Genomic DNA, 13,927 nt, shown 5'->3' with positions numbered 1-13,927 from the left:
TAGCCGGTAAGCGCTTGCGGGGAAACCTATCGGATGATACGCCGTATATCACGTGATAGGTTCAGTGAGTTCGAATAATGGCGCTACGTGATCCCGAAGACGGTCAATTCGATTCCACGGTGGAAGAGCGCGCCAGAGCTGCCGCAAAGCGCGAGTGGACCGTCGACTACCGCCATCCGGCTGGTGAGCCATCACTGGTGCCGCCCGATTCCGTTCAGTGGAAAGTGTTCCGCAACATGATCGCGATGGGTGTCGGCGGTGTCGCGGCTGTGCTGCTGGAGTTCGCGGATGCCCGCATCCGGACTGGAGTGTGGGAGCATTCGGTCTATCCGGTCGATCCCATCGGCCGTTCACGCCGCACCGGGATGGCGGCGATGGTCGGGGTCTATGGCCCTGAATCGATGGCGCGCAAGGTGATCGGCGGGGTCAACCGCATGCACGCCAAGGTAGGCGGAACGACACCAGCGGGTTGCCCCTACAAGGCGCTTGAACCCGAACTGCTCAACTGGGTCCATGCGACAGCGGCATATGGCTTCATGAAGGCCTATCACACATTCGTCAGGCCTCTATCTCCAGCTGACCAGACCCGCTTCTTCGAGGAAGGCGCACCGGTCGCCGCGCTTTATGGCGTTACCCAAGTCGCCGCTTCGGAAGCGGACTTCCTGACCATGATGGAGGAACTTCTGCCCGATTTCGAACCGCACCCGATCAACACGGAATTCCTGAACATCATCGCCTCGGGCAAGGCCGCGCCGGGCACGCCGAAGGCCCTGCATCGCACGCTTGCCAGAGGCGCGGTGTCGATCCTGCCACCAGTGGTGCGCCAACGGCTCGAACTGGGGTGTGAATGGGACCTCTCCCCGCTCGACCGTGTTGCACTCAAGGCTGCCGGACGCCTGGCCGATGCTTGGCGCGACACGACCTCTCCTGCCTGGCAGGCGGCGGAGCGGCTCGGCCTCCCTGGTCATTTTGCATGGTTGCCAAGCGATAGGCAGCGACGCATGCTCACAAGAAGTTAAACAAAAGCAGCCCGCCACGAAGCAGGTTGCAGGGGACTGGGATGAAACAAGGCACGATCGCCCGCGCGGCGACGGATACGGTCGCACGAACGGCGCATCTGTTCACATTCGACGGGTTCATCCGCTTTTGGGCGGCCGACCGGCCGCAGCGCATCGCGCTCGACGGGCCCGACACGACGCTGGATTTCGCGCAGCTCGAGGAGACGACGGCGCGGATCGCGGGTGTGCTGGCGGACCTCGGCATTGGCAAGGGCGATCGAATTGCCTGGATTGGCAAGAACTGCACGCTGTACTTCTCGCTGTTCTTCGCGGCAGCACGCGCCGGTGTCGTGATGGTCCCCATCGGCTGGCGGCTTGCAACTGCAGAGGCAACCTGGATTGCCGGAAATGCCGAGGCCCGGGCGGTATTTCTGGGCGACGGATTCGACCACCTCGTCGAACATTTAAAAGCAGCGGCTGACACCCGCGCCTGCCTTACCGCAAGCGAAGCGCGCGCACGGATCGCCGCTGCGAGGCCCGCAGTCTTTGCGCCCGCCGGGCCCCATGATCCGGTGCTGCAACTGTACACCTCCGGCACGACCGGCAATCCCAAGGGTGCGGTGCTGTCCAACATGAACCTGTTCGGGTTGCGCAAGCAGCATGAAGGGCAGGAGCCGCACCAGGCCTTCGACGATGACGAGGCAATCCTTGTCACCATGCCTTGCGCCCACATCGGCGGGACCGGGCTTGGCGTGAACGCGCTAGCGGCGGGGCTTCCGGCGGTGATCCTCGCCGAATTCGACCCGCGCGAAGTGTTCGATGCGGTTGAGCAGAAGGGCGTGACACGCTTCTTCATCGTGCCTGCTGCGCTGCAGATGCTGCTGCGCCATCCCGATTGTGCACGCGTGGATTTCAGCCGCATCCGTTATATCGTGTACGGGGCAAGCCCAATCCCGCTCGAGCTGCTGCGCGAATGCATCGCGATGTTCGATGCGGGCTTCGTTCAGGCCTATGGCATGACCGAGACTGCGGGCACGTTCTGCACATTGCCGCCCGAGGATCATAGTCCCGAGGGCAATGCGCGGATGCGCTCTGCGGGGCGGCCCCTGCCCGGCGTCGAGGTGCGGATCGTCGGCGAAGATGGGCGGGTCCTGGATGCCGGCGAAGTCGGCGAGATCCAGACGCGTTCGACCAACAACATGATTTGTTATTGGAAACTCCCGCAGGCAACCCGCGCGACGTTGACCGATGATGGCTGGCTGGCGACGGGCGATGCGGGATCGCTCGATGCCGATGGCTATGTTCACATCCAAGACCGGATCAAGGACATGATCATTTCGGGCGGAGAGAATGTTTATCCGGCGCAAGTCGAGAGCGCCATCTACGGTCATCCTGACGTTGCAGAAGTCGCGGTGATCGGCGTCCCGGACGAGAAATGGGGTGAAGCAGTCAAGGCGGTCTGCGTCCCCCGCCCCGGCCACAGCATCGAGCCGGCAAGCGTAATCGCCTGGACGCGCGAACGGCTCGCCGGGTTCAAGGTCCCAAAGAGCGTCGACGTGATCGAGACGCTGCCGCGCAATGCCTCAGGCAAGATCCTTCGCCGGGCGCTGCGCGCTCCCTATTGGGAAGGAATGGAGCGGCAGGTTCACTGACGGCGGTGCACCCGGCCAGGCGCAAAAGGTCAGTCGGGCGACCTTCCGTTGACCAGGCCCAGCCCTTCCGTCTTGAAACCGAGCAAGGTCAGCGCGTCATCGCTGGCGAATTGGCGCGTCTCGGGGCGCAGTGACAGGGCCCAGTTCTCCTGCTGGCGATAGATTGGCTTGGTATACCAGGCAAAGACACCCGCACGGGTCTGGTCAGATGTGCGATTGTGACCGGTCTTGTGCCAGACACGGCTTTCAAAGATCGCGATCGAGCCCGCAGGGGCAACGATCGCCGCCGTCTGGACTTCGGCCTCATCGGGTCGAGGCGCGCGGTTGAGCTTGTGGCTGCCCGGCACGAAGCGCGTGCCGCCGTTTTCCTCGGTAAATTCGTCGAGACACCACGCCACGTTCATGCCTTGCGGTTCGACCGACCAAGGTTCGGGCACGAAGATCTGGTCGGCGTGGAGGATCATTTCGCCCCCGCCCGGCCCGGTGATGTTGGCAGAGAGATTTCCGAGCAGCGCGGGCCATCCAAGCAGAGCGCGGACATATTCGATGGCGATGGGATGGAACGCCATGTCCTCGAACACCGGATCGCGGCTAAGCACGTTCCACACGCGCTGGTTGCTGTCATCGTGGCCGTAGTCGAGCGAGAACTTCTGCTCGCGCCCCCTAGCCCTGTCGGATGCGGCCGCACGATACAAGGCGTCGCGGGCGGATTTCAGGGCGTCGCCGGTCAGGACGTCGGGAACCAGCGTCAGGCCGTGTTCGGCGATGTTGCGCAGCCCTTGGGCAAGATCACGCGTCGGTTCTGGCAAGACGACGGGACGCGCGGTTTCGAGGGCGGCGCTCACGAACGGCCCCCGTTCCCGGACTGCCGATTGACATGTCCATCGACAATGCCGGTATTGGCGGTCAGGCCGAGCCCGAGCCAGATCTGCATGCGCTCATCGAGCGAAGCCTGGGTTTCATGGCTAAGCGCAACGTTCCAGTTCACCTGGGGCCGCAGGAATGGCTTGGTGTAATAGCCAAAGAGCAGCGGTCGCTCCTCATCCTCGGTGATGTTCGCGCCCGACGTGTGCCACATGCGACCATCCATCGCCACGATCGACCCCGCCGGGGCAACGAAGGATTGCAGCAGGTCTTGCGCATTGTCGGGCACGTCTGCGCGGGTACGCCACCTGTGGCTGCCCTTGATGTGCAAGGTGCCGCCATTTTCGAAATGCACGTCGGACAGGCACCAGATGATGTTGATTGCCCATGGTTCGAGCCAGGGCTCGGGCACGACTAGCGACTGGTCGGAATGAAGGAACATCGATCCCGAGCCGGGCCGGGCAATGTTGGCAGTAAAGTTCGAAATCAGGAATTCCTGCCCCAGCAACGCCTGAACCAGTTCGACCGCCAAAGGGTGCCGGATCAGATCGCGGAACACTTCGTCATGTTCGAGAAGATAGAACACGCGCACATTGGCTGCGTTGGGATCGAGGATCGGCATGTAGGTGGCCACACCATTGCGCTCGCTCGCCTCCGCCGCACGATAGAGGCGGCGAACGACTTCGGCGACTTCACCCAGCGGCAGCACATCGGGCACGACGCAAAAGCCCTCTTCTGCAAGCTGCTGCTTTTCCGCGCAAAGATCTCGAGGGGGCGCATCCGCCCGGGCAAGGGTCGCCATTTCAGCTCCACTCCAAAGCGGCGGCCATCTGCGCGGCCTGCCTTGATTGGTGCCAAGGTCCTGCGGGCGAATTGTGTTGTCAACGCTGATAATGCCTTCCACCATGAATTAGTGGTCAGAATCGACCAGTTCGGGAGAGATGCGTGACAAGATTGACGATGACGAAGCTTGTGGTGGCTGATCTGGAGGCATCAGTGGCCTTCTACGCCGCCGTGTGCGGCTTCAAGGAAACAGGACGGTTCTCGGCCGGACCGATGACCGAAGTGATCATGGCCTCGGCCGACGGCAAGGGCGCTGGCCTGGTTATCCTGACCGATGACACCTCGCCTGGCACGGGCGAAGCGATCCTCGTGTTCGATACCGACGATCTGTCCGCATTTGCCGGCCGCGTGGAGGCCAATGGCGGCAAGACCACCACGCCGATCACGCGGCTCGATCAGCTTGGCATCAGCTATGCCATGTTCACCGACCGAGAGGGTCACATCGTCGAAGGCATCCAGCGCGGCTGAGCGTGAAAGGGAGACAGGCTCATGGATATCGAGGATTTCAACCGGCGGTGGCTGGAACAGTGGACAGCGAAGTCGGTGGAGGGCGTACTCTCGTTCTATCACGAGGGTATCGAGTATTACGACGAAGGGGTGCCGGCCGGGCTGAAGGGGAAGGAAGCCCTGCGCGCCTACCTTGCAGGGCTGTTCGCAGCAGTGCCTGCGTGGGACTATGCGCCCGAATGGGTTCAGGCCATCGATGGCGGCTTCATCGGTCGCTGGTACATGGACTTTGGCACGGGCGCGGAAGCGATCCGCATGCGCGGGTTCGACCACTGCCGCCTGCAGGATGGACTAATTGTTTTCAACGAAGTCTACACACACAAGTTCGCACCGGTTGCGGCGGGTTGATGCCGATCGCCATGCACGCTACTTGTCCAACCAAGTAACAAGCTGGCCGCTCCCTTTCTGGACGGGCGCCAGAAGGGGAGTTTCTGCCTGATGAGCGCGATGTCGCATCCCGGCCTGTTCGACCTGTCGGGCAAGGTGGCATTGATCACCGGCGGCTCGCGGGGCCTCGGCCGGCAGATGGCTCTTGCCTTCGCCGATGCCGGCGCAGATGTGATCATTGCCAGTCGCAAGATCGAGGCCTGCAACGAAGTCGCCGACGAAATTCGTGGGAAAGGGCGGCGCTCGGCGGCCATCGCGGTCCACGCCGGACGCTGGGATGACGTCAACAGCCTGATCGAGCAGGCTTACGCCGCGTTCGGCCAGATCGACATCCTTGTCGCCAATGCCGGAATGTCGCCGGCCGTGCCTCCGCAAGACGTGACCGAGGCGTTGTTCGACAGCGTCATGAACCTCAACTTCAAGGGCCCGTTCCGGCTCTGTGCCGAAGTCGGGCACCGGATGAAGATGGGTCGGGGCGGCACGATCATCGTGACTTCGTCCAGCGGGGCATTGGTCCCTGCCCCGAACACCATTCCCTATGGCGGCGCAAAGGCCGCGCTGAACGCAATGACCGTGTCGCTGGCGCATGGTTACGGCCCGAATGTGAGAGTGAACGCCATCAGCGCAGGCCCCTTCCTGACCGACATCGCCAAGGCCTGGCCCGAAGAAATGCGCGAAACGTCGGCCAACGCGCTCGGCCGTCCGGGCAGGCCGGAAGAAATCGTCGGCACCGCCCTGTGGCTGGCAAGCGATGCGTCGAGCTTCGTCACAGGCGCAATCATCCGCTGCGACGGCGGGATGCACTGAACCACCAGATGTCCGGCCACACCCGGCACGCGAAAGGAACGCAATCGATGCTGATCGTCCACCACCTGGGAGTGAGCCAGTCGGACAAGGTCGTCTGGCTGTGCGAGGAACTGGGCCTCGACTATGAACTGAAGTTCTACGCTCGCGATTCCGTTACCCGGCTGGCCCCTGCCGAATACAAGGCCCTGCATCCGGCAGGGACAGCGCCGACGATCCAGGACGGTGACGTAACCCTCGCCGAAAGCGCGGCGGTGTTCGAATACATCCTCGGAAAGTACGGGGCTGGAAGGCTGACCGTGGCGCCGGACGCACCGAATTATGCCGACTACCTCTACTGGTTCCACTATGCAGCAGGCACCGTGCAGCCGGCGATGCTGGTGGAGATCATCATCGCAATGTTGGGCGTTGATCGGGCGCAAGTAGCAGCATTGACCGCGCGGGGCGACACTGCGTGGGCTTCGCTTGAGGAGCGTTTGGGCAAGGTTCCCTACCTTGCTGGCGAGCAGTTTACGGCAGCGGACATGATGAACTTCTTCACGTTGACGACCGGTCGGTTGTTCGTGCCCAAGGACCTTTCCAGCTTCCCGAATATCCGCGCCTACATCCAGCGCGTGCTCGACACGACGAAGGCGCGCGCGGCGCTCTCCAAAGCGGATCCGGGGCTCGAGATCCCTTTCGCCTGAACAGGAAAAAGGGTTAGCATCTCTTCACCGCACTCCCCTTAGGGATAACCTGTGTCCTGACGGGGAGCGGACGGTAAGGCATCAGCGCCATTTTCCGTGACGAGCCGGCTTTTCGGGACGTCTGAGTCCCATCCTCTTCTTGCCGGCAGGTCCGCAACGGAGAGATGGCGATGGCCCTGGTTAAGAAGGAAAACCTCAATGGCGCCGGCCCCGACAAGGGCGTGCTGGCGAACCAGGCGCTCGCCGAACGACGCGCGCCGAAAGCGCGTCCGGCGGCTGCAAGCGATGGGGCGAGCAGCCGCGAGGCCGATGCCCGCAAGCGCGCTGCTCGCACATATGCCCGCCAGCAGCAGGCAGCCGAGCGCATCGCCGCCGCCAGCATCCAGCTCGCCGGCGGGGTGACGGAAGCCTCCGAAGCGCTGGACCTGCTCCAGTCCGCGATGACCCAGATTTCCGCCGGTGCCGAGCAAGCCTCCAGCGCCGCCCAGCAGTCGCTCAACAATGTCGGCGCAATCGCGAACCTTGTCCGCGATTGCCGCGTGGCAGCCGACCAGTCGCTCGGCAAGACCCGCGCCCTGCAGAAGCTGCTTGATGAAAACCGCGTCCAGATCGGCGCCTCGGTCCGCGCGCTCGAAACCGCTTCGGAGCGTCAGGCCGCATCGGTGAAGACTGTTGCCGACCTCGAAGCCCAGGCGACCAACATCGGCGATATCGTCAAGGCGGTCGCGCGCATCGCGGACCAGACCAACCTCCTGGCGCTGAACGCCGCGATCGAGGCAGCCCGCGCGGGCGAGCATGGCAAGGGGTTTGCCGTCGTCGCCGATGAAGTGCGGACGCTTGCGGAAACCTCCGAAAAGAGCGCGACCGAAATCCAGTCACTTGTTGCGCAGATCCAGGCCGAAGTGCAGGTCATTGCCGAGGGCATCCTCCATTCGGCCGAAGGCGCGCGCAGCGAAGCGCAGAAGGGCGCCGAAGTGACCGAGCGCCTGGGCGAACTGCGCGCGGACATGGATGCGATCCTTGCCGGGGCAAGCGACATCGCCCGCCTGAATGCGGAATCGGAAACCGCGGTGGTAGAGGCGCAGAAGGGTTCGGAAGCGATCTCGAGCGCCGCGGCCGAACAGTCGGCAGCGTGCGAGGAAGTCCTGGCGACGCTCGAGCAGCAGGGCTCTGCGCTGCGCGAAAGCGATCAGACGGCACAGAACCTGTCCGAAATCGCCGAAGACATGAAGAATTCGACCGACGTGCGCAAAAGTGCCGAGGAAGTTGCGTCAGCGGCGGAAGAGCTGTCGTCGGCCGTCGAAGAAATCAACCGGTCGGCAAGCCAGATCCTGGTGGCCATCGACCAGATCTCGGGAGGCGCACGGACGTCTGCTGCGGCGGCCAACCAGTCGGCGGCTGCCATGGAGCAGATCCGCAAGGGGGCCGAGCGATCGAGCGAGGCCGCAACGGCGGGCCTGGAGCGCGGTGAAGCCGTTTCGCAGCTGATCGCGCAGAGCCGCGCGTCAGTCGACGAAGTGATCAGCGGGGTGGCGGAATCGGTAGAGGGCAACACGCGACTGCGCGCCCAGGTCACGCAGCTTGGGCAGGTATCGCGCCGCATCGACAAGATTGTCGAAGCGATCACCACGGTCGGTATCAAGACCAACATGCTGGCGGTGAATGGATCGGTCGAAGCCGCGCGCGCGGGCGAGTTCGGCCAGGGGTTCGCGGTAGTGAGCAACGATATCCGCAACCTTGCCGAGGAATCGTCGGAGAACGCCGATCGGATCAAGGACCTGGTCAAGACGATCCAGGAGCAGATCGCCAACGTTGCCCGCGATCTCGACGAGATAAGCCGCGCAGCTCTCGACGAGGTCGAGAAGAACAAGGTCATTACCGCAGACCTCGCCCGCGTGACCGACGACATGTCCGAAGTGCTTCAGGGCAATCGCGCCATCCAGACCAGTGCCAGCGAAATGCTGCGACAGGTGACCGAAGTGCAGACGGGCATCAACCAGATTGCTGCGGCCGCCACGCACGCCGATCAGGCGAGCACCCAGGCCGCAAGCGCAGCCAAGCAGCAGAGCCAGGGTGCCGAGGAACTGGCTGTTGCGATCGAGGAAATCGCGTCGATGGCGGACGAGCTGCAGACCAACGCCTGATCCGCAAGGATCGGCGCCAGGCTGCCGCCCCCACTCATCCCGCCAAGGCGCGAGGACTCAAGCGATGTACCAGTCAAAAATCGTTCCCGGCGAAGTGGCCGGTCCGGCGCCGGAAAGCATGACGCCGGGCGACCTGCGGACGTCGCGACAGTTCACCATCTTTACCGTGGAGGGAGAGACGTTTGCGGTCTCGCTCGACGAGGTAAAGGAGATCATCCGCATGCCCGACGTGGTGCGGGTGCCGCTGGCGCCGGAAAGTCTCGAAGGTCTTACCAACCTTCGGGGGACGGTCCTGCCGATCGTCAATACGCGTAGCCTGTTCGGCAGCGAACCTGTTGCGCCCGACGATGCCACGCGTGTCGTGATCCTCGACCACGGCCAGCCGATCGGCATTGTCGTCGATCGCGTGGTCAGCGTCGTGACGATTGAGACCAGCCGCATCGAGGATGCCGCCTCGGTCGAAACCAGCGTTCGTTCCGAACTGCTGCGTGGCGTGATCAAGGATCAGGGCGAGCTCGGCCTTGTCATGATCCTCGATAGCGGGCGCCTCATCGAACAGGAATTCGAAGCGCTCGCGTTGGCACGGAGCGAGGCGAGCGATATCGGAGCCACGGCCAACGCGGGGGTGCCGCATTCCGAAGCGTCCGATACGGCGCAGGACGAAATCCAGCTGGTGAGCTTCGAGGTAGCCGGCCAGGAATATGCGCTGCCAATCCACAGCGTGCGGGAAATCGTACAGCTCCCGGAAAACGTCACCCGGGTTCCCCGCGCCGCGCCAAGCGTGATGGGCGTTATCAGCCTGCGTGACCGCCTGCTGCCCGTGGTCTGCCTGCGCCGCCTGTTCGGACTGCCTGCTGCAGAGCGCGCCGACCACAACCGTGTTGCGGTCGTCTCGATCGGCGATGGAGGCCTGATCGTCGGCGTGGTCCTCGATCGCGTGAACGAGGTCCTGCGAGTTCGGCGCGGCGGGATAGACGCGATGCCGCCGATGCTGGCCGAGAATGCCGACTTGTCCGAATTCAGCGCGATCTGCCGTCTCGATGGCGGCAAGCGCCTGGTCTCGATCCTCTCGGCCGAAGCCATGTTCGATCGGCGCGCGATCGAGGGAGCGCTCGAAAGCGCGATAGAGGCAGCAGGGGGAGAGACGATGGCGATTTCTGCAACGAGCCATGCACGTGCCGCCGGCGGTACCGGCGAAGAGGAACAGTTCGTCGTATTCCGCCTGATGGACGAAGAATTCGGCGTCGACATCGCCGCGGTGCAGGAAATCGTTCGCGTGCCCGAGGATCTCGCCAAGGTGCCGCGTACCGAGGACTATATCCGGGGAGTGATGAACCTGCGCGGCGCGGTGATCCCACTGATCGACCAGCGCGCCCGCTTCAATCTTCCTGCACTTGATGACAACGACCGCCAGCGCATCGTCGTGTTCACCATGGGCGGCGTCCAGACCGGCTTCATCGTCGATTCCGTGTCCGAGGTGATGCGTATCCGGCGCGACCTGATCAAGCCGGCACCTGAAATCTCGGACCGCCAGCGACGGATGATCCGCCGCGTCGCCAACTTGCCTGAGGCAAGGCGGATGATCCTGCTGCTGGATGCCGAGCAGATGCTGGCGACCGCCGTTCCCGCAGCCGAGGCGGCCTGACCAGCACCCCCAGGAAGAGAGAGGCCAAAGGTTACGAGACTGCCGCGATGAAAGCCTTAGTCGTTGACGATTCCGCGCTGATGCGCCGCCAGATCGGAGACATTCTTACGCGGGGCGGCTTTGCCGTCACGACCGCACGGACGGGCGCTGAAGCGCTCGAGCGTGCGCGCGAAGAGCGCCCAGACGTAGTGACACTCGACATCAACATGCCCGAGATGGACGGCCTCACCTGCCTCAGCCGGCTGATGTCGGAATGTCCCGCTCCGGTCGTGATGATTTCCTCGCTAACCGAGGAAGGCGCGCTGGCAACGCTCGAGGCAATTGCGCTTGGTGCGGTAGACTTCGTGCACAAGCCCGGTGGGACCGTGTCGACCGCGTTGCGAGAGCAGGAAGACCTGATCATCGCCAAAGTAAAGGCGGCCGTCGGCGCGCGCGTCCGACGGAGCGATGGCCTGCGCCAGCGCCTTGTCGCCAAGCGCGAAACGATCCTGCGCAATCCGCCGCCCCTGCGCGGCCGAAACCTGGCGAGCTACGGCCCGGGTAGCGAGGCGCTTACGCTGATCGGCGCTTCCACGGGCGGGCCGGCCATCCTCGAGGACCTGCTTGGTGGCCTCAGCCCGGACTATCCGATGCCGGTGCTCGTCTGCCAGCACATGCCCGGAACGGTCACGCGCCACTTTGCGGAACGCCTGAACAGCTGCTGCGCGCTGCAGGTGGAGGAACTGCGCCGCCAGACCGAGCTGGAAGCCGGCACGATCTACGTTGCCCGCGGCGATGCGGACATGCTGGTGGTCGAGCGTGGTGGCCGATTGATGGCCACCACCACACCGCCATCGCGCGAGTTTACCTGGCACCCGAGCGTCAGTCGCATGGTCGCGAGCGCCATGAAGACGCTGACTCCCGATTCCCTGATCGGTGTCCTGCTCACCGGGATGGGCGACGATGGCGCGGCGGAACTGGCCGAATTGCGGCGGCTTGGCGGCCACACCATCGCCGAAAGCGAAGACAGCTGCGTGGTTTACGGCATGCCGCGGGCATTGGTCGAACGCGGCGGGGCGAGCGAAATCCTACACGGTTCGCAGATCGCGGCCCGGCTGGAACGAGTGGCGTTCGCGCGGATGCGCGCGATGCGCACCAACACGGGGAGTATGACATGGGCCTCCTGAAAGCGCGTTCCGGCTCTGCGATCCCTGCTGCGGCAGACGCTGCAGAAGAACCGCGGCTCGATCATCCCGATCCGATGCTGCGCCGTCGCGCCGTGCAGGCTCTTCATGGCGACCCCGAGAGCGTCAGCGTGCTAGTCGCGCTTCTGCGCGAGGAAGGCGATAACCTCGTCCGCCAGGCTGCCTTCCTGGCGCTCGCTTCGCTCAATTCCGAGAAGGCCGCGCACGGCGTTGCCGTCATGCTGTCTGACGCGGATGCCGCCCTGCGCAATGGCGCGCTGGAAACACTCGCCTCGATGCCCACCCACGCCGGCGGTCTGCTCGAACCGCTCGGCCGCGATGAAGATCCGGACGTGCGTATCTTTGCCGTGCTGCTGGCCGGCGAACTTCAGGACAGCGCCGCTGGCGCCTGGCTCCTCAGCCTCGCAGCGAGCGAGACGGACCCCAACGTCTGCTCCAACCTCGCCGAAGCGCTTGGAGGAACAGGTTTGCCAGATGCCGTGCCCGCTCTCGAAGCGATCGCGGCCCGGTTCCCTGACGAGCCGTTCCTGGCCTTCGCGGTCGAGACCGCGCTGCAGCGCCTGCACGAGGCCTGAAACGTGGCGAGCTTCCCAGCCCCAGACCTTGGCGCGGCGCGGATATCCGCAGAAGACGTCACGGTGTTCTGCGACTTCTTCTACAAGAAGACGGGCATCAGCATGGATGCCAGCCGACGCTATTTCATCGATCGCAGGCTTGAAGAGCGGATGGCGGCGAACGAGTGCCGCAGCTTTCGTGAATATCTCTCGTTGGTGAAGTTCCAGCCCGGCGGTGCCGAGATGCAGGCGCTGATCAACGAGATGACGGTCAACGAGACCTATTTCTTCCGCGAGGACTACCAGTTCAACTGCCTGACCAAGCGGATGCTGGACGAGATCGCAAACCGCAAGGATCCGCGTCGCGAACGCATCCGCATCTGGTCAGTGCCCTGCTCCACCGGCGAAGAGCCGTACTCGATCGCGATCTCGATCCTGGAAAACTGGCCCAGGGCCAGCGATTTCGACATCGAGATCATTGCATCGGATATCGACACCCGCGCTCTGGGCAAGGCCCGCAACGGCATCTACCAAGCACGCGCGCTTCACCGGGTACCCCAGCGGGTGCGCGATACCTATTTCCGCAAGGTCGATAGCGAAAGCTGGCAGGTCGTCGAGGACCTGCGCGATTCGATCGACTTCGGAATCGTCAACGTGAGTGACCCGGTGCAGATGTCGCGGATGCGCGGGATCGACGTGATCTTCTGCCGCAACCTGCTCATCTACTTCGACGACCTTTCCCGCCGCCAGACCGCCGAAAACTTCTTCGACGCGCTCAACCCCGGCGGCTTCGTGGCTCTCGGTCATTCCGAGAGCATGAGCCGGATTTCGCCCATCTTCCTGCCGCGCAAGTTCCCCGAAGCGCTGGTCCATCAGAGGCCGCTCGCATGACCATGACTGCTACCGAACGCGTGCCTGTCGAGGCCAACTCGACCACTTCCGATGGCGCCCAAAAGGCGCGGATCCTGATCGTCGACGACACCCTGACCGTCCGCCTGTACTGCTCCCAACTTCTGAAGCGCGCCGGCTATGCCGTGAGCGAGGCGATCAACGGGCTCGAGGGCCTTGAGCAAGCGCTGCACCAGCGCTTCGAATTGTTCGTCGTAGACATAAACATGCAAAAAATGGACGGTTACGCCTTCCTCGCGGAAGTGCGACGTCACGCCGATCTGCGGACCATTCCCGCTGTCATGATGAGCACCGAACAGGGCCGCGAGGATATCGCCCGAGCCTACCAGTCGGGCGCCAATTTCTATCTGACCAAGCCGATTGACCCCACGCGGTTTCTTGCAACCGTAAACCTGATGACAGGTGTGCCATGCCCCTGAGGTCCAGCCAACCGCTTAGCCCGGCTGAGGAAGCCGCGCGAGCTGCAGAGACAGCCGATCTCGCGGCGAGCTTCGTCGAGGAGACGCGTGCGCTTCTCGAAGAGGCGAACAGCGCTCTTCTAAATCTGGAGCGGCATCCCGAGGATGCCGAGGCGATAAATGCGCTGTTCCGCTGCGTCCATTCGATCAAGGGCGCCGCGGGGCTGTTCGACCTGCCCGCGCTGATTCACCTCGTGCATGCAGGTGAGGACCTGCTTGGCGCCATGCGCGAGGGCGAACTCTCGATCGATGCGGAACTGACCGACCAGTTGCTTGCCGGGTTGGACCGCGT

At 63.7% G+C, this 13,927-nt stretch carries 14 protein-coding genes and 2 pseudogenes; 14 read left to right on the top strand and 2 right to left on the bottom strand.

Going from position 1 to position 13,927, the window contains the following annotated elements; genetic code table 11:
* Positions 1-77 precede the first annotated feature (77 nt).
* Entirely contained in the window at positions 78-1,019 is a 942-nt protein-coding gene (locus tag HHL27_RS07665) for an oxygenase MpaB family protein (RefSeq protein ID WP_169492748.1), read from the top strand.
* Between the two features lie 41 nt (positions 1,020-1,060).
* On the top strand, positions 1,061-2,650 hold the full coding sequence (locus tag HHL27_RS07660) for a fatty acid--CoA ligase (RefSeq protein WP_169492747.1): 1,590 nt from the start codon (positions 1,061-1,063) through the stop codon (positions 2,648-2,650).
* 29 nt (positions 2,651-2,679) lie between these two features.
* Here HHL27_RS07660 and HHL27_RS07655 read toward each other — a convergent pair whose 3' ends face one another.
* Both HHL27_RS07655 and HHL27_RS07650 read right to left on the bottom strand, forming a co-directional pair.
* Entirely contained in the window at positions 2,680-3,495 is an 816-nt protein-coding gene (locus HHL27_RS07655; protein WP_169492746.1) for a phytanoyl-CoA dioxygenase family protein, read from the bottom strand.
* Positions 3,492-4,316 carry a phytanoyl-CoA dioxygenase family protein gene (locus tag HHL27_RS07650; RefSeq protein ID WP_169492745.1) on the bottom strand — a complete coding sequence of 275 codons (825 nt, stop codon included), beginning with the start codon at positions 4,314-4,316 and terminating at the stop codon, positions 3,492-3,494. Before HHL27_RS07650 ends, HHL27_RS07655 begins: the two co-directional genes overlap by 4 nt.
* 158 nt (positions 4,317-4,474) lie before the next feature.
* Between HHL27_RS07650 and HHL27_RS07645 the strand changes: the two genes are divergently transcribed.
* From HHL27_RS07645 to HHL27_RS22865, 12 genes and pseudogenes are all read left to right on the top strand, one after another.
* The gene (locus HHL27_RS07645) at positions 4,475-4,825 is read left to right on the top strand and encodes a VOC family protein (protein ID WP_169492744.1); all 351 of its coding nucleotides are present in this window, start codon (positions 4,475-4,477) and stop codon (positions 4,823-4,825) included.
* Between the two features lie 21 nt (positions 4,826-4,846).
* Positions 4,847-5,212, top strand: coding sequence for a nuclear transport factor 2 family protein (locus HHL27_RS07640; protein ID WP_169492743.1), 366 nt, complete (start codon positions 4,847-4,849; stop codon positions 5,210-5,212).
* 90 nt (positions 5,213-5,302) lie between these two features.
* Positions 5,303-6,058, top strand: coding sequence for an SDR family NAD(P)-dependent oxidoreductase (locus HHL27_RS07635; protein WP_240959463.1), 756 nt, complete (start codon positions 5,303-5,305; stop codon positions 6,056-6,058).
* Positions 6,059-6,105: 47 nt separating this feature from the next.
* Positions 6,106-6,741 (top strand): glutathione S-transferase family protein, encoded by a 636-nt coding sequence (locus HHL27_RS07630; RefSeq protein WP_169492742.1) that lies wholly within the window; start codon positions 6,106-6,108, stop codon positions 6,739-6,741.
* A gap of 164 nt (positions 6,742-6,905) precedes the next feature.
* A pseudogene (locus HHL27_RS22875) lies at positions 6,906-7,805 on the top strand (methyl-accepting chemotaxis protein); the annotation flags it as partial.
* Between the two features lie 162 nt (positions 7,806-7,967).
* Positions 7,968-8,885 carry a methyl-accepting chemotaxis protein gene (locus HHL27_RS22870; protein WP_420874034.1) on the top strand — a complete coding sequence of 306 codons (918 nt, stop codon included), beginning with the start codon at positions 7,968-7,970 and terminating at the stop codon, positions 8,883-8,885.
* Between the two features lie 64 nt (positions 8,886-8,949).
* Complete coding sequence (locus HHL27_RS07620) at positions 8,950-10,530, top strand: chemotaxis protein CheW (RefSeq protein ID WP_169492740.1); 1,581 nt, start codon at positions 8,950-8,952, stop codon at positions 10,528-10,530.
* 47 nt (positions 10,531-10,577) lie between these two features.
* Positions 10,578-11,696: a chemotaxis-specific protein-glutamate methyltransferase CheB gene (gene cheB, locus HHL27_RS07615; RefSeq protein ID WP_169492739.1), complete on the top strand. Its 1,119-nt coding sequence runs from the start codon at positions 10,578-10,580 to the stop codon at positions 11,694-11,696.
* Positions 11,684-12,289, top strand: coding sequence for a HEAT repeat domain-containing protein (locus HHL27_RS07610; protein WP_169492738.1), 606 nt, complete (start codon positions 11,684-11,686; stop codon positions 12,287-12,289). Before cheB ends, HHL27_RS07610 begins: the two co-directional genes overlap by 13 nt.
* A gap of 3 nt (positions 12,290-12,292) precedes the next feature.
* Positions 12,293-13,159, top strand: coding sequence for a CheR family methyltransferase (locus HHL27_RS07605; protein WP_338114847.1), 867 nt, complete (start codon positions 12,293-12,295; stop codon positions 13,157-13,159).
* Positions 13,156-13,596 (top strand): response regulator, encoded by a 441-nt coding sequence (locus tag HHL27_RS07600; RefSeq protein WP_206069437.1) that lies wholly within the window; start codon positions 13,156-13,158, stop codon positions 13,594-13,596. Before HHL27_RS07605 ends, HHL27_RS07600 begins: the two co-directional genes overlap by 4 nt.
* A pseudogene (locus HHL27_RS22865) lies at positions 13,587-13,925 on the top strand (Hpt domain-containing protein); the annotation flags it as partial. The gene HHL27_RS07600 and the pseudogene HHL27_RS22865, both read left to right, overlap by 10 nt.
* Positions 13,926-13,927: the final 2 nt, after the last annotated feature.

The organism is Novosphingobium olei, assembly GCF_012927405.1.
Classification (GTDB): domain Bacteria; phylum Pseudomonadota; class Alphaproteobacteria; order Sphingomonadales; family Sphingomonadaceae; genus Novosphingobium; species Novosphingobium olei.
Note: the sequence above shows the minus strand (reverse complement) of the source record. Positions and strands in the feature narration are given on the sequence as shown.